This is a genomic window from Micromonospora profundi, from assembly GCF_011927785.1.
Taxonomy (GTDB): Bacteria; Actinomycetota; Actinomycetes; order Mycobacteriales; family Micromonosporaceae; genus Micromonospora; species Micromonospora profundi.
Genome location: NZ_JAATJK010000001.1, coordinates 3331278 through 3350343 on the forward strand (window position 1 = coordinate 3331278; position 19066 = coordinate 3350343).

A 19066-nucleotide genomic window follows, 5' to 3' on the forward strand; every position below is an offset into this window, starting at 1 on the left:
GACCGAGGGATGCAGCCCACGTTAAGCGATTTCCGTTACCGCCAGCGTTACCGCAACACCACAGATGATCTTCCATATACGCTGGTGAATACCAGTCGGGGCGGCCCCCTGGCGCGCGAAGGCTGTCCGCGACGACCTGCGTGGCTATCCAACGATGTACACAGGTCGTCGACGAGACGGGCTTAGTGAACGAGAGAACGCTTACGTAAGAGCGACGGCCACGACGCCAACCACTAACGCGCGGATGGACCAGGTAATCCGGGTGAACTTTCGGTAGGCCACCAGGTTCGCAGCCCAGATCTGACCCACGACCGCCCGTTCGAACGCGTCCTCGTCGGCTGTCGCCGTCACCCAGGCGTCGATGAAGGCTTCGCGGTCGTCGCCGTACCGACGAGCGACGTGATCGTAGTAGTGGAGCGACCATGCGGTCGTTAGCTGCCGCCGCGGTGCCAGCGTGTAGAGCGCCAGCAACGCGCTAAGCATGACACTGACGCTGGCGACGAGCAGTGCGCCTTTGGCCCAAGAGCCGTGAGCCGACGGTAGTTGCCCGGCCAGGATCCCGGCGGCAGCCAGGACGGCGGCCGCCTTCACATCGGCGAAGCGGATCATCTCATTCGCCTGCTGCAGCGTGGCTCGATCCGCCTCCCTCATGAGGCTTCCAGTCGTTCCGCCAGATCGGGCCGGTCATACGAGGAGAAGAGCTGCCCCAGCTGCCCGAGCAGATATCGGCGGTCGCCGTCCTCAAGCCGCCCAAGAAAGTCACCGATCAGCTTGGCAATCACCAGGAACCGGGACTCGCCGACATCCCCGAACTTCTCAGCGATCTTCTCGAAGTTGATGGTGAGTAGCTCTTCTGGCTGGTCAGGGTGGTGGTAGAGCCAATAGCTGCGGGCGACGTCGGGACGAGAGTAGACGCTTTCCCGCAGGTACCGTATCCGCTCGAGCTCGGCCTGCTGCTTCAGCCGTTCGAGGGCGGTTTGCCGGTCGATCTCCAGGATGGCTTCCGCTGCGATACGGGCTTGCCGGGTAACCGTCAGCTTGACGCAGACGCCGTTGACCTTCCGGGTGTTGATCTCGATCTCTGCGTTGCCGGCCTGGGTGACGCTGTATTTGGCGGTCACCTGGCCGGCCCACTCCGTGATCTTCTGCCGCACCGTCCAAAGGGCAGCCTGATCGTTTCTCTGCCATAAGACCTGAAAGGTCGCATCGAACGCTACGTGTGGATGGCAGCTGGGCAGCTCGGCGGAAAAGGTGACCGGCTGTGCGGGATCCTCGGGCTTCAGCCAGAGGCTCGCCAGGCGGTCAAGCCAGTTCTCGCTCATGGAGCGACCAGTGGGTTCGCTCGGTGGAGCCGCTCGTTGAGCCGATCACGCGCTTCGCGGGCGGCCGGCGCCTCGGCGTCGCGGGCGAGTGGCTGCCAGTCGTACAGCAGGTCGGACATGCGGGCGAAACGGCTGCTGGCACCCTGGCCGATCCCGCCGGCGCGGACCATCAGATCGGTGATGAGGTCCTCGTAGGCAGGATCCTCGATCGCCGCATCCAGCCAGCGGAAGAGCGCCTCACGGAATTCGCCTTGCGGCCCTTCGCCCGTGAAGAGGAGCGTGAAGGCGTGTACCAGCCCAGCTCGCAGTTCTGCGTCGCCAGACAGCTCGGCGAGGAGGAAGGCGACCCGGTCCCGAGTTTCCGAAATCGCCGCCAAGGCTCGCAGCCCGACGTCGTGCCGCCGGTCCTGCGCGGCCGTCCAGTCGACGACCCGGCGCAACGTCGCCTGCCGGTGCAGCGGTCGGCCCCAGAGCGACCGCACAGCATCCACAACCCCGTCAGTGACATCATCGATGCCCCGCCCGGCCAGGTTGTTCAGGCGGGTCAACACCGCCTGCGGATACGCGTCTGCCAACTCCCCGCCGCACACTGCCGCGACCGCGCAGAGCAGCGTCACGCTTCCCGACTGGACGGCCCACTGATTGAGCCGACCGCGCATCGCCGCCCCAGCCTCAGGGCTCAGCGCGACCGCCGTCATAAGGTCGACAACCAGCGGTCGCAGTGTCTGGTACCCCCACCACCGCTCGGTCAAGGTACGCACTTCGGGCGCGTCTGCCCCGGGAAGCGCCAGGGTCACGGCGAGCATGGCTGAGGCCACCTGCCCGGCGACACGGACGTTCGGGGATCCTCCACGGCGCATCGGCAGGTCGGACGCCCAGCTCCAGAGGCGCGTACGGAAGGCCTTGGACTGGTCGCCATGCACATACCGCAGGATCGCGACGTCGTAGGACGGCAAGGTGAAGACGATCCGGTGCTCCTCGTCGATCCGGGCGTTGACGTTCTTGGCGAGCTGGCGGATCCCCGGGGCGCCGATGCCGCCGCGCACGTTCGCTGGTTCTGACAGCTTCTCGGCGAGTTTCTCCATGGCGTGAAGGACGTTGGTGGCCTGTCCCCCCTGTAGGAAGGCAAGGGCAATGAGGAAGAGCCTGGTCCGCGCATCGACGTTGTCTTCGAACCAGGTGGCCAGTTCTTCGTCCCAGTTCTGGTAGGCCTGGACCGACTTGCCGGCGATCTCGGCCAGCGGCTCCTGGGGATTCCCGACCGCGGCCCTGATCCTGTGGGACAGCCTCGCGATCTGGGCCGGAGTGGCACCCTCTAGCATCGCCGGTATCGGCGGAGTCCTGAGCAGTGTGTCCACGTCCAGGCGGGCTCGCTGGTCGTCCAGGAGTTGGCTCAGCAGTTTCTCGCGTTCAGGAGCGGTGACCGTGAGGACGGTGAAGCCCGGAACGTCCTCGGGCCTTTCGAGGCTCTTGCGGTCGACCAGGACGACGAGGTAGGAGTCCCCCTTTTCTACCGCCTCTCGGTAGGCGATGAGAAGCTCACGCAAGCGGCCGTTGCGGCTTCCGGGCGGCACCGTGAGCAGGTAGGCGGATGGGCCGTACGACGACCAAGGCACCTCGTCGACGGGCAGGAGCCGCTGCTGATCGTCGTCGGTCGGGATCTCCCGCCGGGGCGAGGGAACGCCGCCGAGCAGCCCGACCGCGGCGGTCCGCCGACCGGTGCCGGGTTCGGCCACCAGCAGAACGTGGCGCCGCTCCCGCAGGATTCCGGCGGCAGCTTCCCTGGGCAGTCCGCCCGGGCCGTAAAAGCGCTCTACGAAGGTCCCAATCGCCTCCTGAACGAAGGCGTCGGACAGCTCCCGGGCGGCCTTGTAGCGTCCGAGCCAGTTGTGGACGTTCTGCACCATATCGCCCTCGACGCGCGAGGCCGCCTGACCGCTGTTCTCTTCGATGTAGGGGCCGTCGTCGAGGTCGTCGGCGTAGGACTCGTCGATGTCCGGATCCATCGGCTCAATCGAGTCGGTAGTCATCACTCACCGCCCCGGTGCTGCGTCATGCTCTCGACCGTGGTGGCGACCTGACCATCGTTCCGCTTCACCCTCGGCCCGGAGATCCGAGGCCCTGGGCGCTTCCCTGCCATCGGCCTCGACGGCGGCGCGGCCAGCGGTTCGGCCGGCATCACGCCGAGGAGGTTCCCGGAGACCTCCGGGATGTAGAGCCACGCCTGTCGGCTAAACGCCTTGCCGTCGACCGTCGCCGTTACCGGGAGGCAGCGGTCGGGTTCCATCCCGGCGTACCCAGCGGCTATGACATCCTCGAAAACTCGATCGGAAAAGATGCAGGCCACGAACGTTACGCGCGGACTGGCTGCGGCGAGCACCGCCTTCACCGGCACGGAGTCGAGCAGGCGGTGCGTGTCGTTGCGTGAGTCACCGTTGCCGGTCCAATTCGGATTTTCCGGGTCGGCCGGTAGCGGCCCAACGTGCAGGCTGACCCTCAGCTGAAGGCGATCGTGGGCCTGTCGGTTGTGTTCCGCCAGGCGTTCCTGCAGTAGGCGCGGGAACGGGTCCACCAGGTAGGGCAGGACACGCGGCGGGAGCCCGACGGCGAAGCCATCACCGGTAGGGCCGAGGAACGCCGGACGATCCCACTCTGCCCCCAGCCCGGCGCCGGTCAGGGCGTCACCCACAAGGTCGAGCAGATTCTTGCTGATCGCCTCTTGGGCGCTGCCCGGTTCGGCGGTAAAGCCCTTGGCGTCCACTGCCAGAATCGCCCGGTACGGTGGTAGGTCGATCGAACGTGCGAACGGGATGTGTTTCACGGGAGTCCTTCCTCGAGAACGGGACCCCCTCAGCGTCAGCCGGATACGCGCGGTTCTCTGCCCAGTTCTGGGCGGAAACCCTGTGACCGACAGCTCAGCGCCACCGGATCCACGATGGTGATCTCCCGCCGCCCGGTAGCGACGATGCCTGCCTCACGCAGGGCGGTGAGCTCGGCAACGACCGCGTTGCGCGAGGTGCCGACCAGTTCCGCGAGTTCCGCCTGAGACAGCCGGATCAAGGGCTGCCCGTCGGCACGCCGGCTCTCACGGTCGAGCTGGATCAGCGCCCGGGCCAGCCGCTCCCGCACAGGCAGCACCGCCAGCGCCACACGCTGCGCATCCGAGGTGCGCAGCCGGCCCACCGTGTAGGCGGCGAAGCCCGCCGCGAACGCGGGCCGGGTCAGGAAACGCCGAAACTGCGGGCCAGTCAGCAGCCGCGTGACCGTACTGGTGAGGGCGGTGACCGTGGCCGACCGGGGTTGCAAGTCGACGGCGGCCAGGTCGCCGACGACATCGCCAGCGGCCCGCAGCGTCAGGATCGCGCGGCTACCGTCGCTCTCCGACCGCACAATTTTGACGCAGCCGGCGAGGACCACGTGCACGTGCTGGGTGGTATCACCCTGACGCAGAAGCACGTCGCGGGGCTCGAAGCGCACGGGGATCCCGGTGCCCTGCACTCGATGCCACTCGTCTTGCGGGAGATGAGCGACGAGTCCGGATGCACCGTAGTCACGCATGCACAGAATGTATCGCCGACGATCGCGAAGGGTGGCGACGGATCAACAGCGTTGCCGGGCTTGGCTCGGTCCCGCACCGCCACCCTTCGCCGCTTCGCCTCACTGAGCAGGGTCTTGGTGAAAAGCGCATCCAACGGCCGATAGCCCCTGTCTGCGGCTAATGGCCGAGTGCTCCAGCGGGCTCGTCGTGCCTGGTCTGGGCCAGGAACCCTCCCGTCACCGCGATGCCGATGGTGGTAGCGGTCTCGGCAAAACCCCGAAGAACTTGCACAACACGAGCCATGCGTCCCCGCCTCCTCCCGGTGCACTTCCCTGACCTTTGAGACCTGAACTCATCCGGTTGTCCCAGGAGTGACTGCGTAAGAGTTCCACACATCGCCACACACATCGCGATCAAGCCGACTCGAACGGACACGCCCGACCCAGGCCACGCACGACGTACCGAATCCATGTTAGCCAAGCCGTCCGTCCGGTGCCGCCTACGGCGCGCGGCGCCACTGCTACCTTCAGGTGGTTCGCCGGTCCCTGGCCGCCGGTGGCTCGCGTTTCGAGTGATACCACCCCCGTCAGTCGCCGATTCAGGCCGGTATCTCCACTTCGCGGGGCCAGGCCATCGGCGATGGCGCTCGAACATCGGCAGGGAGATGGGGCACGAGGGCGACGAGCTGGAGGGTGCGCAGTTTCGCGTGCACCGTCTTCCAGGTCCCTTGCGCGAGCCGTTCCACTGGGCAGCGGCAAGTGTTGTGGGTTTCGTTCGGGGTGACACGGGCGCGTACGCAGGCGAAGGCGTCGTTGCCGACGTCCGCGCGCAGCAGGTGCCACCGACCAGCTTGCTGCTCCACGGGTGTCGCGGCGAAGACCTCGGGAGTCTGGGGCAGGTACAGGCGGTTGCCATGATGACGCAGGAGATAGAGCCCGTCGACTGGGTCGATCTCGTCGCCGGCCGGCTGGTGGGTGGCCAGCCAGGCGAACGCGTCGCCGGCGGAGCCCGGACCCCACAGGTATTGCGTCGGGACACGGGTGGTGACGTATCGGGAGTCGAAGCGCTCGGCCTCGTAGCCGTCGGGCACCCCGCGGTATAGGATCCACCGGATGGTGGGATCCTCGTCTGCGGTGAGGTTCTCCGCCCGCGTGAACTCCTGGACCCCGGTGGTCGGGTTCCAGCCAACCGCGAGCGTCTCGCGTCGCACTGGTGCCGGGTAACACCTGCCGTCGGGGGTCGGGACGCCCCATAGCTGATTGATGAACTCGGCAAGGTCCCGCAGCTCGAGTGTCGCCTCGACCGGGGTGTGGATGTGATGTGGTCGCGCGTGGGCGAGGTGGTTGCGTATCTTGACGACCACCTGTTCGCCCTGTCGGGCGCGCTGTCCCCGCAAGAGCTCGTGTTCGCGTGCCCATGTCAACAGGTCGGTGAGCATGCCAGCGAAGCGCCTCGGCGCCCCGCTACCAGCGGGCAGGCGAAGCCTACGTCTGTGCAAATGCTTCGCGATGTCGTTGTAGTTGGCGCTGGTCAACGGCTGCGGTCGGCCCTCTTCGTCGGTGAACGGGATCACTCGGCCGTGGTAGAACTCGACAAATCGAGCACGTAGAGCGGGCTCGTAGAGGCCGATGGCAGCGTCAGCAACGACAGTGAACTGCTCGTAGTCGACGACACCCAAGCTGTGCTGGTCACGCAACCGCTCGAAGCTCGCCCGAAGATCGGCAGGCACGGCATCGGTCAGCACCGCGCCGGCGATCTGGGAGCGCTGAAAGGCAAGCGCGTCATCCTCATGTAGAAGCCCGTCGAGGCTCAACCCCATCGAGGTGAAGCGCAGCGTCCGCTCATCCGGCTTCGTCAACTCAGCGAACACGTCTACTCCCGTCATCCCTTCATGGCAACAGGACAGCGTCCACCGCCGCAGGCGCAAACGGCATCCCATACTCGGATGAAAGAGCTAACGACCTTCCAGCGCCTGCTCGGCCCTCGGGGCTACGACCCGAGAGCGTGGGAGGCACGTCATGGTGGCCCTTGACGCCGGCGAGGACATGCGACGTCTCGTCACCGAATTCAGCAACTTGGTCTCGTAGCGCGGCCCAACGTCGGAAGCCCTCCCTAGTACGGCGGAGCGGATGGTCTCTATCGTGGTCTGGGCGATGGCATGCTGGCGCACCGACTACGGGCGAGATGGCCAGAACCCGCCAGTACTGGGCTGGCACCGGCGGTGACCCGCTCAAGATCGGCATGCGTAGCCTGAATCGCTGGGGGATGAAGAGGTAATCGCTACCGGCGGCCGCCGTGCACGAAGGTCTGCACAGCCGAGTTGGGAGCGGCGGCCGCCGGCACCGAGCCGACGGCGAGAACCCACTCGTCGCCGAGCGTGCCGATGATTAGGTCGCGGTTCTCAAACCGCAGCACGAGACCAGCGAGGACGCGTCACCGTCGTGGCCGAGGATCAGACGTCGCCCCCGCTGTGTCGACTTGGGTGATGACAATGTCGGTCACGGTTACCCTCGCCGCCGCGAGGAGTCCAGGCAGAGCCCACCGAAAGCGCGACTCAGCTTCCGCCGGTATTCGTCGACCGCGACGGCGGTCACCTCTACGTCGGACCGGCCCGACGGTGCGACCTCGCCGGTGACCAGAGCGAATCGCGAGAAGCAATTCGTCTGGCGCAGGAGTCGGAAGGTCGTCACGGTTTTGATGGTTCGAGGCGGGTTCCGGCTTGCACATGTCGGGGCCGAGCAGGCGCGCCCGGGGGTCGGGAATCCTGTCACTGAACTGGCAGAATTCCCGATCACCCAAGTCTGATCGCATTGCTAGGGTGGACCGGTGACCCTGCGCCCTAGCGAGACGAGCCGAGGGCGTCGGTGGCTCGCAAACTTCAGCCTCGATGAACGCCAGGCCGCCAGGTTGTTGATCGACAGTCTTCGGGTGATCTCCTCTGCGCGCTTCCGGATCACCTTGTCGGAAGCCCTAGATGCTGCAATCGGCGAGTTACGAGGGCCTGTTGGTGTCTACCCGGTGCGTGAACTGCCGAGCGACCCGAGCACCGCCGAACGGTCCCAAGCGGACGATCGCGCCAGCAGCCTTCTGCCACTGGACCACCCATTCACCGCAGTCCCCGGCAGCGAAGGGGTGGTCGGCAACATCATCCGTGATGTCGTCGGCAGGCGACCGCAGTTTCGCCGAGCCGCGTCTTACAACTCGCTGGACAGGTTGCGGCAGCACAGGGTGCGATCGCTTCTTTTAGTGGACGACTACAGCGGCACCGGTAATCAGATCGTCAGTTACGTGAACGCCTGGATGCGCCATCCCACAGTCAGGAGCTGGCACTCATATGGCCTGCTGCGCATTCACATCCTCCTGCTCGCGGCCTCGGCGCAGGCTCAGCAGCGCCTGGAGGATTCCCGGTTCGTCGCAAGCGTGCGGTATCTGGAACGAGGACTTGGCTTCGACACCGCGCCGTGGACGGAGCGCGAGCGCGAAGCGGTTAAGGCGTTGTGCCGGAGATACGCCCACACGCCCGATTTCGCCCTCGGATATCGTGAGACATGCGGCCTGCTGACGTTGCACCACACTGTACCCAACAACCTTCCCAACATTCTCTGGCAGACGAAGTGCCCCCGGGTTCGTAACTGGTCTTCCTTGTTCAGCAATCGCGTCATGTCTCCGCAGCTACAGACGGAACTCGACGACTACCGGCTGGAAACTGATCCGAAGCGCATCTGCACCATCATTAGGCAGGAGCGCCTTGGTGATGCCCTAGACGCGCAAGCGAACACGACCGTGCGGATTCTGCTCCTGGTGCTCGGCGCCATCGAAAGTGGACATCGCGATCCGATGGCGCTCGGGAGCCTGCTTGGTCTCAGCCTCGAAGCCGCGCAGCGAACGCTGGAAGCCTGCCAGGAGCTGAGACTGCTTGACCCCGCCGGTCGACTGACCAACGAGGGACGCGCCGAGTTGCGACGCGCTCGAAACCGCCCCACGTCGCCCGCGGAAGCGCCTGCAAGCGGTGAGGAGGGGCCCTACTATCCTGTGACCCTGAGGGGAGCCGTGTGACATCTAGATCCAGGTCGGCCCGTCGGGTCGACCACGGCCGCGGCGAGTCCGCGGTGCGAGAGCGGGCCGTGAGTTTCTCACGCGCTCCGTTCAATCCCACGTTCGCGTGCGGTCGCGAAGACGCTGCATCCTCGATGCCTCGGCGCGTCTTCGCGACCCCGCTGCCGCGATGGGAAGGAATTCAAAGGTAGATGACTATCGGCTCCCCTCACCTCTACCGGCGAGACGGACGCGCGGAGGGCAAGCCCGAGGCACTGCTCGACGCAGCGCTTGCCCAGGCTTATGCAGTCGAGGCCAACGGGCTCGCCGCGGTTCTCACGCTCAACCACCTTGCAGTGCGCACCGGCGTTTCTTACAACTACCTGCGCGGAATCGTCTCCCGGACGTTCGACCCCTACGCTGATCTCGTTATCGAGCGCCGCAACGGACGAAAAATGCGTCCGATTTCTGTTCCGGACCCACCACTAATGAGGGTGCAACGCTGGATCCTGCACCGCATCGCGAGCCGAATCCCAGTGCACACGGACAGCTACGCGTATCAGGCCGGCTCGTCGATCCGTGCCTGCGCGATGCGACACGCTGGGGCGCGATGGCTGATCAAGCTCGATATTAGAAATTTCTTCGAGACCATCAATGAACGTCAAGTCTTCTCGCTGTTTCATGAGGCGGGGTACGTCCGACTCGTGTCACTCGAACTGGCTCGGCTGTGCACCCGGTCTGCTGCGCATGCTAGCCACGTCGATGTACGTCATTTCGGGGGCGACGTGCGGGATCGCGTCATCCAATCCTACAATCAGCCTGTGCTCGGCTTCGTGCCTCAAGGTGCGCCCACCAGCGGCGCACTGGCCAACGCGATTTTCCACGAGTTGGACGTTACGTTCTCAGCACTCGCGCATCGCGAGCGGATGGTATACACGCGATATGCTGACGACCTGACGTTTTCCTCGATCGAGGAGTTCGACCGCAGCCGGGCAGCCCAATTGATCCGTAAGGTGGGTTCGGAACTGCGGAGCGAAGGTTTTTCCCTGCACCAAAAAAAGACCCGAGTCGTTCCTCCGGGCGGTCGCAAGCTTGTGCTCGGCTTGCTGGTAGACCGCGACGACGTGAGACTTAGTCGCAGCATGCGGAGTCGGATCGCCGAAAACGTGCGCGGAGTTGAAAAGTTCGGCCTCGCGACGCACGTCTTGCACCGGCGGTTCAGCTCGCTCGACGGATTTGTCCGGCACGTCTCCGGGCTACTGGCGTTCGCGACCGACGTGGAACCGGGGTGGGCGCGGCATATGAGCAAACGGTGGCAAGCCGCGCTTCGCGCAAACAACTGGCTCGACTTCACATTCAATAGGTGAAACGCAGCATCGCACTGGAGCTGCCTCGCCTGCTTAGTAAGTGGATCGGGTGCACCGGAGTGAAATGTGAAAGGCTGCCCTGCAAGGACAATGCATAGGCGGCCCACGATCGCGCGTACGACGAATTCGGATCGCGCCGTTTTCTACGCTCACGGCGGCCGATGCCCGACGCCCGACGTCCACCCGTCGGCCTGTCGGTTCCACGAGCTCGGGCACGCCACCGGCCGGAGGGCAGTCACTGTGGTCGCCGTCATGCCCCAAAAGCCACAGACTCGCCAGACACTACGCCGCTGCGGCGGCAGCACCCTCCCAGGCCGCCATCGGCCGAACGAGCGCCAAAGCTCATGTGACGCGGCGGACTTGGTGGCCGGCTCGTCCCAGACGGGCGAGCCGGCGGCAGAAATCGAGAATGGTGAGGCGGTTCTCCCGGGTGTTCCGACCCCACCGAAAGAACATCCGGGGCTGTCGATGCACGCCCGCATTGACCGGAGGTAGCGGAGCACCGACACGAAGTCCTACAGAGGCGTCAGGAACTCGCTCTAACCAGGAACTGATTGGACCAGTCCCTCTCGATCTCGCTTGGCAGCGTGAGATGGGTGACGACGACCGCCTGGAATCCCGTTGTACGCTTGGCAAGCAGCTCGAACATCCGAAAAGCGCGGCTCGGGTGAAAAGAGTCAAGCAGCTCATCGACCAACAGCAGCGTTGGACCCTCCTCGGCATGTATCTGCGCCATCGCGATCGCCACCTCTAAGAGGATATCTAAAGCCTGCGAGGCACACGGGGAGTCGTCGCTCTTTATTGGCTGACGCAAGGAAGCCAGGCGCACAATCGGCCGACCTCCGACGATCTCCACGTCCTGCACCTCACCGCGGACCCGGCTCGGAACCTCCGCCAAGATGTCGATGAAAGTGCTCACGTCGATGGATAGTGCAGCGGCTAAGTCTAGAATTGTTCCTCTGCCGCAGTCAGGATAACGTGGAACGACTGTGCGATAGGGCTCCGTCACGATCGCCCCATGTCGGGCATCCAAATCGAACCGCAGCCTGCCGTCATGGGCCTTTATCTTCAACGTGTGTGGCTGGGGGTCAAACCAGCGAATCTCCGCTGCCAGGTCGCCCATCCAATTACGACTTCTGGCGCGGCCATATTGCGTGGCACTCGCCAGCAGTTCGAGCAACACGCTCTTTCCGCTGTCGTTGTGACCCTGCACCAAGTTCAGCACCGACAACTCGATGGTCCGGGCCTTCAGCGCCGCCGGACCCTTGCGTATCGTGATCTCAGTGATCAACCCGGTTGATATAGTTGCGCCGCGCATTTCGGCCCGAAGGTACGCCTCGTGTACTCGACACCATGTATGCAGCAAGGCTGCAGGGTACCCGTCGCCTTGATTAGTGTCGACGAGCCGGCCATGGTGCGCACACAACCAGATCCCGTTGCCAACTTCCTGTCGCTGCTTGAATGTCAGCCCACCAGTCCCCCGCGGCCCGCCTTCAGCAGCGGCGTAGATATGACACGCCATGCCTATCCGGGCCACGTCGTCCGGGCTAGGCCCGGGCCCTATCGTGGAACTCCGGCAGTCTGGCTTTGAACAGCGGTAGCCAGCCCGCTCGGCTAATAGTCGACGGACCTTCGGGGAAAAATCAGCACGGCCGGTCGTCACCGAAGCATGCTGACACATATCACCGACACTTTCGGACACGACGGGGACGGTCAGGCACTGCCGGGCTCGCCCGCTTGCGTCCCCGAGGCCGGCGGAGGTCGCCAGTGGCCGCGCGGGCCAGCACGCGGATGGTGTGCTCGATGTCGACGCGGCGCATGATTACCTGCCATGGCAGGTCACCCGGTGTCGGTGGCGGTCACTCCCGACCATTCGTGCCTCGCGAAGACCGGGTGGCGGTCATCCCACAGCCACCCGTTCGCTAGGACTTGGTGACGGGTGTGGGCGTGCCGTGGCCGCGCAGCTTGGAGCGCCAGGTGCCGTGGTGTTTGTCGACGCGTTTGCGGGTTCCGACGGTGCGGAAGCCGCAGGCGGCATGCAGGGGCGAGGTTGGGCGTGTTCTCGGGAAGATTTCGGATTGGACGGTCCATATCTCAGCGCTCTCCGTGGCGGTGATCGGCACGTTGAGTAGGGGCGGCCGATGCCTTGCCGCCGCTGTCGGGGTGAACGTAGACGGAGCGCTCGACGACGCCGGCATAGACGTAGCGGCCGGAGGCCGGGCTGCACGCGGTCCAGCCGAGCTCGGTCGCGTCGGCGTCGAGAGCGACGAAGCGGTGCTCGGGCAGGCGGGAGGCGGTGAACCGTTCCCAGGTGGTTGGTTGCCGAGCTGACCGACTTCCCGGCGGTACTGACCAACAAGGTTCGTTTCGAAGGTGGCGTTGCCGGTGGCGATGCCGAGCCGGTAAATCTCCAGCAGCTTCGGCGTGATTCCCACGGCGGGCCGCTGCGGCGCCAGCTCGGGTACTCCTCCAGTAGATCGTTTTTTCGCGTAGGGGCTGCCGCGAGGGTGTCCAGGTCGTTCGTTACAAACGATCTTGGATGCTCTCGATGTAGTCTCCGCAGACACTTTGGATACCCCCGAGGTCGCCTACGTCACCGGCGGGCAGGCATGCGACTGGCGGCTGGCTTTGCCTAACGAAGCGCGCCTGCGCCAGCACGCTCCTGGACGGGTTCGCATCGAAATCGCCGGCGGGCGGAGGCATCGACGCGACAGCCGGAGGCATCCCGGATCCCCTGACTCCAGACAGCACACCAACCTCGGGAGAGGAGCCGCAGTGAAGGCATCGGAAACCAAGTTGCTGGACCTGCTCGCCAAGGGCAGCCAGTTCGTCATCCCCATCTACCAGCGCACCTACTCTTGGGCGCAGTCGGAGTGCGCACAACTGTGGGATGACATCGTCAGGGCGGGAACCGACGACAACCTCAACGCCCACTTCATCGGCTCGATCGTGCACGTCGAGAAGGGCCTGTCGAACCTCACCTCGCAGGAGCCGAACCTCGTCATCGACGGCCAGCAGCGCCTGACCACGGTCACGCTGCTGGTCGCCGCGCTCGCCGAGGCCCTCGGCCGGCTTCCCGAGCAGAACCGTGAGCCACTCGACGGGTTCTCGCCGAAGAAGCTGCGCAACCGGTACCTCGTCAACAACGACGAGGAAGGTGATCGCTACTTCAAGCTGCTGCTGTCGCAGACCGACCGCGACACCCTCAAGGCCATCGTCGGTGGTGCCCAGCTCCCCAAGCACCGCTCTGAGCGCATCGAGAGCAACCATGCCTACTTTCAAGGCCGACTGGGATCTCAGGGAACCGACTACGGAGCCATCTGTCGGGGTCTGGCCAAGCTGGTCGTCGTGGACATCCGGCTAGACCGCTCCCAAGACAACCCGCAACTGATCTTCGAGTCCATGAACTCCACCGGCCGCAAGCTCTCCCAGGCCGACCTAATCCGCAACTTCGTGCTGATGGGCCTCGAGCCGTCCACCCAGGAGCGGTTCTACGCCCAGTACTGGCGCCCCATGGAGAGCGACTTCGGCCAGGCCGCCTACGAAGCCCAATTCGACGACTTCGTCCGCCACTACCTCACGGTAGTGACCGGCGAAATCCCCCGACTCGCCGACATTTACGAGGCGTTCAAGGCCTACGCTCGGGCGGCAACCAGCGATACCGGCTCGGTGGAGCCCTTGCTCAGTCAGCTCCGGGACTACTCCGGCCGGTACTGCGCGGTGGCGCTCGGGCAGGAAAAGGACAAGCGCCTCGCCGCTGCCTTCCAGGACCTCCGCGAGATCAAGGCCGACGTGGTCTATCCGCTCCTGCTTGAGGTCTACACCGACTATGAACTCGGCACCCTCACCACCGGAGAGGTGGCCGAAATCGTCGACCTGTTGACGTCCTACATCTTCCGTCGGGCCGTCTGCCGCGTCCCCACCAACTCGCTCAACACGACATTCGCCACGTTCGGCAAGGCGCTACGGAAGGAGCGCTACCTCGACAGTGTGAAGGCGCGCTTCCTGTCGATGAAGAGCTACCGCGCCTTCCCCACCGACCCCGAGTTCGCCGAAGCCCTGAAGACCGCGGACCTCTACCACTTCAAACGCCGCTCCTACTTCCTGCGGCGCCTGGAGAACCACAACCGCAAGGAGGTCGTGACGATCGAGGACTACACGATCGAGCACATCCTGCCGCAGAACGAGAAGCTCTCACAAGAGTGGCGTGACGCCCTCGGCGACAACTGGGGCGAGATCCAGGCCCGCTACCTGCACACCCTCGGCAACCTGACCCTCACCGGATACAACTCCGAGTACAGCGACCATCCCTTCACGGTCAAGCGCGACATGAATGGGGGATTTAAGCACAGCCCTCTGCGGCTGAACCAAGGGCTCGGCCAGCTCGACACCTGGAACGCAGACACGATCCAGTCCCGCGCAGCACGCCTGGCTGATGCCGCGCTCGACATCTGGCAGATGCCCGAGCTGCCCCCCCAAGTAATGGCGGAGTTCCAGCAGCCGCGTGCCGAGACGGCGTTCTCCATCGAGGACCACCCGAACCTGCTCCCGCCGGCTCGTCGGGCGCTATTCGATAAGTTCCGGTCCGAGGTACTGGCGCTCGATCCCACCGTAACCGAGCAGTTCCTCAAGCTGTATGTGGCCTACAAGGTGGAGACCAACTTCGTCGACGTCGTCCCGCAGGTCGCCAGGCTCAGGCTCAGCCTCAACCTGCCGTTCGAGTCCCTCCACGACGAGCGTGACCTCGCTTGGGACGTCACCGGACGGGGCCACTGGGGCAACGGCAACGTCGAGGCCGGCCTCGACGAGAGCAGCGACTTCACCTACATCATGGGCCTGGTGCGTCAGGCCTACGAGTACCAGATCGCGGAGTGAGCGGTTCGGTCAGCTAGTTGGCCTGAGGGGCTGCTGCTGAGAAGGGCAGGGTTTCCCCTCGTCGGATAGGTGGGTCCCCAGTCGCAGAGTTCGCTCGGCTGTGGGCCGATGTGTTGTGCGAGGCGCGAAAGCCTACGAGCTCGCGAAGCAGGGGCTCAACGCGCCAGCCCTCGTCCTGGTTGGCGCAAGCGACCCCTGGCCACTCGCCAACAGGTGGTGGCCGCCGCCATCCCGGACGCCCACTGGCACGTGGTCAGCGGGCGGCCACTTCGCGGCGCTTGCCCCCGCCTACACCCACGGCCCTGCTTGAAATCCTCGGCGCGGCAAGCTGATGCGCGTCCGTTTCATCTGCGGTCAGCCGCGGGCTCCCTCGCGGCCGATGAACTCACTCAGCGGCGCCTTTCGGAATCCAGGATGGCCGGCGAACGCTGCCCACGTCGCATCGCGCGCTGGCTGATGATCGCTCGCCACATACACGCGGCACCCGGCCCGCAGCAGCGCGTGGGTCTCGACCTGGACGTCGATCCCGTACGGGCACCGATCGACCGTGTGGGCGGGTGCGTCCGTAAGGACGAGGATGACCTGAGGTCCCAGATCGTCGACCAACTCCCGGCACCGCTGCATCGCGTCCTCCAGCGCCTCCTCCACGTCGCCGCCGTGGCCGGATGGCGCCACCGCCACGGCCTCAAGCAACGCCGCCATCGTCGGGGCGGGCCCGAACTTGCGAACCAGGAAGGGCTCGGGGTAGCCGTGATCGCTGTACAGCACGGCTCGGATCTGGTCGAACGACGACCACTCGGCGGCTCCGAGCCGCGCCAGCGCCGAGGTCAGGTACGTGTGCATGCTGGCTGTCACATCGATCACTAGCACGAGTCCGCGCGGTTCAGGCGGCGCGGCCACCCGGTGCTCGGCGGCGCCCAGTGACAGCGCCCAACTGACCGACGCACCGAACTCCGGCGGCACATTGCCCGGCCGGAACTGGCCGGCCAGATGCATCCGGGTCCAGAAATCACCGCGATTCACCTCCGGCTGCTGCCGGGGCTTGATGTCACAGTGGTTGCACACCCACGTAGCCCTCGGTCGAAGGCCGTTGGCGTATCGTAGCGCCACGCCGATCGGCGTCTTGTCATTCGGGTCCGGCATGCCGTCCGACAGGGGACGGACCCGGCCGAGCCGCATCTCGTACTGGTCTTTCGCTTCGACGACGAGAAGGTCGCGCCGGTGGTCGCCGGGGGTCGAAACGGCGACGTCAGGCGTCAACTCCACGCCGCCGGCCACGCGGGCAGGTTCTCGCCACACCTCCAAATGCGCGGCCGGCGTCGCGCCATGCCGCAGCATGCCGACGGGGCGATCTGTTCGGCCCTCGGACAGGCGCCATACGTCGCCGTCCTGAAGCAGTCCCGGCAGCTCGACGATCCAGCCGGCGTGCTCGGCCGCATCGAGCGTGGCGCACAGCACCCAAACCTCGTACAGCAAGCTCCGGTTTTGCCACAGTGGCAGGTTGAGGTACTCCTGGACGGCCCGGTGGAGGACCTCGACGCTCATCGAGCCGGTCTTGCGGAAGACCCGCCGTTGCAACCATTCGCTGGCCTCGTCGCAGGCGGTCCGCAGCTGGTTAAGCCACGTGGCGAGCGTGTCGGGCGTCGCGAACAGCCGGAGTTCCAGGTCCGCGCGCCTGGCGGTGGGCCAGTGACCAAGGCGCCACATGGCGATGAAGCCGGCCAGTTCCTCCAAGTTTGATTGTCGCCCACGACCGCTGCCGGGCAGAACAACGGCATCGAGGTGCTCGTCCAGCCCGATGTCGCTCGGTTCGTTGACGCCGTGCAGATGCTCCGGCGTGGCCGTGGCAACGAGAACACGCTGCCCGGGACGCCCCGCGGGTTCGGCGGTCGCGACCTGTTGTGGCCACTCGTGAAGCTGCGGGTCGACGTCGGTCAGGCGGAAGACGGGTGCGCGGTCGAGGTTCGCCAGGTGAGCGCGGACCAGCCGCTCACCGGCCGCGACGAGCGCCTTGCCGGCATTCTCCGCCGCCCCGATGACGGCCAGTGGCCCGGACCAAGCAGGTTCGTGTTCCGCACGCGCCTGCAACGCAGGCCGGAGCCACGCCAGGTGCAGCAGCGCGTCGGGCAGCCGGAAACCGTCCGCGGAATCAACCGGCCAGGTTCCGTAGAGGCCGCCGCCGTCCCACAGGACAAACGACCGGACTGCATCCTCGTCGATCGTGCCGGTCTCTACGGCGCGAACCGTCCGCTCCAACGACCGGATCCGTTCGATGAAGGCCTCACTAATGGTCACCCCGGCTACGTCCAAGCCGTCGCGCGAAATCCTGAACGTTCGCGGTCCCCCGGTCGTGACGGCGTGCTTCGCCAGCCGCGCGTAGATGTCGCGGACCATGGCCGTGTACCGGCCACCGCATCGCAGAAGCTCGCTAACGAGGGCGGACAGCGACGGTGCCGACTCGGCGAGCTGCCTGGCGGCGTCGCGGCGGATCAGCCGCTTCTCGTCGGCCTTTCCCCGTAACGGCCGCGCGATCGCGTCGAGGTCGATGCCGAAGGCGCCAAAGATCTCACCAATTGCTCCCGAATCCTGCTTCCCGGTGCCGATCTCGAGTCCGTCAACGATCAGCGTCGCAAGATCGCGGCGTGGAACGACGTCCGCCATGACGAACATCCTTCACGACCGGCGGTCGTCCGGCTACGCCGTTTCACCGCCCGAAAGTCGCCGGCGAAGTCGATCACTGCTCCACCGAGTTGTTTGTCGACGGCCCAGCGGAAGCCGACGATTCTCACCTTCCCGGACTGCCTGGTCGAGGGCGCGGCCCCGGCCAGGCAGGTAAGTGCCTCCGGCGTCGGGAAGCGGCCGCAGGCGGCGCCGATCTCAGCCAGAAGGCGGGCCACGCGGACGATCCCCGCCCGGGCAGGGACGTGAACACTGCCGCGTCGGGATGCTGCAGCAACTGGATCTCAATCTGCTCCTCCAGCACGCTGATCTGCTCCCGCAGGGCGGTGAGCCCGGCCACCAACGCAGCGGTGACGTGTGCCCAGGCGGTGGCTTGAGGACCGATGTCCAATGATGCCCCTGGGCGTCGACCTCCGACATCATCCGCAAGACCGAGTACCGACTGCCGCGGTGCTCAATTGCCGATGCCCGAAGTTCCGGCGTCACCGATCGTCATAGGGCGGCCGGCGCTCGGATGAGGCGTGACCGGCCCGCATCATCTGTCGCAGGACGGCTACGAACTCCTCGCTCTGGCCGAGCGCCATCCGCCGGAACATCGCGGCACCGCGTACACGCCGCAGCCGCGAAAGCCGGTGGGTACGATCCCAACGCGAGTGGGTGCGGAACCGTTCCCAGGCGGACTGGCGACTCACCCCGAGGGCATCGGCAACCTGTTCCCAGGTCATGCCATGGTGGCGGGCCAACTCGACCTCCAACTCAAGTAGCCGCTCGGCCGCAGCCGAAATTTCGGCTGCGGCCGCAATCCAGTCGGCGAAATCGCTGTCTCCCGGTGTGCCCTGCGACGGCTGCCGCTCCATCGCACTCGCAGCGACTCGGTGCTCGTGAGCAAGATCGGTCAACGCTCCGCCGAGGCAGGACAGCGCATACGCGTGCGCCTTCAAGGTATTTCTGTACGTCCGCGCCATGCTCTGATGTTGTCAGGTTTTTCCTGACTGGGAAATCTTGAGTTCTCGCTGGTCAGCCGCTCGGACGCGATACGGGGGCTGAAACGCGTCTACCAACGTTGCCCCATCGCTTGAGCTCGGTAAACGTTGGCCATGTGTCGAGTAAAACAACCTCGCCCCGGCCGACTCAGGCAGTTCCAGTCACCTCTACGCCGTCCACACAGCGGTCCGGGCCTCCCAACCCGTCGCGCGCCATCTGGACCGCCATCATCCTGCTCGCCGCGATACCCGTCGGCTCCGCCACCG

The 19066-nt window shown here is 65.6% G+C and carries 14 protein-coding genes; 3 read left to right on the forward strand and 11 right to left on the reverse strand.

Features of this window, described 5'->3' with window-relative positions:
• Window positions 1-201: 201 nt before the first annotated feature.
• The 7 genes from F4558_RS14615 to F4558_RS31945 all read right to left on the reverse strand — a co-directional run bounded on the left by F4558_RS14615 (window position 202) and on the right by F4558_RS31945 (window position 7275).
• The gene (locus F4558_RS14615) at window positions 202-651 is read right to left on the reverse strand and encodes a Pycsar system effector family protein (protein WP_167944688.1); all 450 of its coding nucleotides are present in this window, start codon (window positions 649-651) and stop codon (window positions 202-204) included.
• Window positions 648-1322 carry a hypothetical protein gene (locus F4558_RS14620; protein WP_167944690.1) on the reverse strand — a complete coding sequence of 225 codons (675 nt, stop codon included), beginning with the start codon at window positions 1320-1322 and terminating at the stop codon, window positions 648-650. The genes F4558_RS14615 and F4558_RS14620 overlap by 4 nt, the downstream gene beginning before the upstream one ends.
• On the reverse strand, window positions 1319-3328 hold the full coding sequence (locus tag F4558_RS14625; RefSeq protein ID WP_167944692.1) for a hypothetical protein: 2010 nt from the start codon (window positions 3326-3328) through the stop codon (window positions 1319-1321). The genes F4558_RS14620 and F4558_RS14625 overlap by 4 nt, the downstream gene beginning before the upstream one ends.
• Before the next feature lie 23 nt (window positions 3329-3351).
• Window positions 3352-4143 (reverse strand): hypothetical protein, encoded by a 792-nt coding sequence (locus tag F4558_RS14630; RefSeq protein WP_167944694.1) that lies wholly within the window; start codon window positions 4141-4143, stop codon window positions 3352-3354.
• 35 nt (window positions 4144-4178) lie between these two features.
• Entirely contained in the window at window positions 4179-4880 is a 702-nt protein-coding gene (locus F4558_RS14635; RefSeq protein ID WP_167944695.1) for a Crp/Fnr family transcriptional regulator, read from the reverse strand.
• A gap of 578 nt (window positions 4881-5458) precedes the next feature.
• Entirely contained in the window at window positions 5459-6730 is a 1272-nt protein-coding gene (locus tag F4558_RS14640) for a hypothetical protein (protein ID WP_167944697.1), read from the reverse strand.
• A 410-nt stretch (window positions 6731-7140) separates the two neighbouring features.
• Complete coding sequence (locus F4558_RS31945) at window positions 7141-7275, reverse strand: hypothetical protein (protein WP_280844890.1); 135 nt, start codon at window positions 7273-7275, stop codon at window positions 7141-7143.
• Between the two features lie 411 nt (window positions 7276-7686).
• On the opposite strand from F4558_RS31945, the gene F4558_RS14645 reads away from it, so the two are divergent.
• Both F4558_RS14645 and F4558_RS14650 read left to right on the forward strand, forming a co-directional pair.
• Window positions 7687-8916 carry a phosphoribosyltransferase-like protein gene (locus tag F4558_RS14645; RefSeq protein ID WP_167944699.1) on the forward strand — a complete coding sequence of 410 codons (1230 nt, stop codon included), beginning with the start codon at window positions 7687-7689 and terminating at the stop codon, window positions 8914-8916.
• Between the two features lie 191 nt (window positions 8917-9107).
• On the forward strand, window positions 9108-10262 hold the full coding sequence (locus F4558_RS14650) for a reverse transcriptase family protein (RefSeq protein WP_167944701.1): 1155 nt from the start codon (window positions 9108-9110) through the stop codon (window positions 10260-10262).
• A 526-nt stretch (window positions 10263-10788) separates the two neighbouring features.
• On the opposite strand, the gene F4558_RS14655 is transcribed toward F4558_RS14650, so the two are convergent.
• Window positions 10789-11553, reverse strand: coding sequence for an AAA family ATPase (locus F4558_RS14655; protein ID WP_167944703.1), 765 nt, complete (start codon window positions 11551-11553; stop codon window positions 10789-10791).
• Between the two features lie 1484 nt (window positions 11554-13037).
• On the opposite strand from F4558_RS14655, the gene F4558_RS14660 reads away from it, so the two are divergent.
• A complete protein-coding gene (locus tag F4558_RS14660) occupies window positions 13038-15137 on the forward strand; it encodes a DUF262 and DUF1524 domain-containing protein (RefSeq protein WP_167944705.1) in 2100 nt (699 codons plus the stop codon).
• 354 nt (window positions 15138-15491) lie between these two features.
• Here F4558_RS14660 and F4558_RS14665 read toward each other — a convergent pair whose 3' ends face one another.
• From F4558_RS14665 to F4558_RS31295, 3 genes are all read right to left on the reverse strand, one after another.
• On the reverse strand, window positions 15492-17798 hold the full coding sequence (locus F4558_RS14665; RefSeq protein ID WP_167944706.1) for a vWA domain-containing protein: 2307 nt from the start codon (window positions 17796-17798) through the stop codon (window positions 15492-15494).
• The gene (locus F4558_RS14670; RefSeq protein WP_167944708.1) at window positions 17759-18034 is read right to left on the reverse strand and encodes a transposase; all 276 of its coding nucleotides are present in this window, start codon (window positions 18032-18034) and stop codon (window positions 17759-17761) included. Before F4558_RS14670 ends, F4558_RS14665 begins: the two co-directional genes overlap by 40 nt.
• Before the next feature lie 264 nt (window positions 18035-18298).
• Window positions 18299-18781: a hypothetical protein gene (locus F4558_RS31295; protein ID WP_209273302.1), complete on the reverse strand. Its 483-nt coding sequence runs from the start codon at window positions 18779-18781 to the stop codon at window positions 18299-18301.
• Window positions 18782-19066 lie beyond the last annotated feature (285 nt).